Raw genomic sequence first — 874 nt, 5'->3', positions numbered from 1 at the left:
GCTGTACAATATATTGTAGAAGAAGCTGTGAAATCAGGCATTAAAAGTATTATTTTTATTACAGGACGAAACAAAAAATCAATTGAAGACCATTTTGATAAATCAATTGAGTTAGAGCAAATGCTTGAAGAAAAACACAAGTTCCAAATGCTAAAAGAAGTACAAACGATCTCATCAATGGCCAGCATTCACTATATTCGTCAAAAAGAGCCGTTAGGACTCGGTCATGCTATTCTTTGTGCCGAACAGTTTATTGGAGATGAGCCGTTTGCCGTTCTTCTTGGAGACGATATTATGACTTCTGAAGAACCTGCGCTCAAACAGATGATTCAAGCGTATGAAACGACTAATCAATCAGTTATCGGAGTTCAAAAAGTGGATGTTGAAGAGGTATCAAAATACGGAATCATTCAGCCGAAAAATAAATCTGGCAGCCTTCATGAAGTGAATGACTTGATTGAAAAACCATCGATAGAACAAGCTCCGTCAACTATTGCCGTTATGGGCCGCTACATTTTAAATCCTTCTATTTTTTCTTATCTAAAAACGATTGAAAGAGGGGTAGGAAATGAATTACAATTAACAGATGCACTGCGTGTGGTATGTGAAAAAGAGCGATTGTTTGCTCTTGAACTGGAAGGACAGCGCTTTGATATTGGAGATAAGGTAGGCTATATGAAAGCGATGGTAGAAGTTGCGTTAAAGCGCAGAGATTTACGTCAAACGTTTTTATCGTATTTGGAGGGAATTGTAGAAAAAGAACGAGCAAACAACTTCAGCTAATAAGAGTTAATCAGTTTGTTCATATTCAGTTCATATTTGAAGTATAAAATCATTGTATGATCTTATGCGGCTCTCTGTTTACTATAAACAG

The 874-nt window shown here is 36.5% G+C and carries 1 protein-coding gene; it reads left to right on the top strand.

The window, feature by feature from the left end; all coding sequences use genetic code 11:
• A partial coding sequence (locus AC1DRF_RS30115) for a UTP--glucose-1-phosphate uridylyltransferase (protein WP_477742587.1) occupies positions 1-783 on the top strand: 783 nt, incomplete at its 5' end.
• Positions 784-874: the final 91 nt, after the last annotated feature.

The organism is Priestia sp. P5_B4 (assembly GCF_056400385.1).
This window is presented reverse-complemented; position numbering and strand designations above follow the sequence as displayed.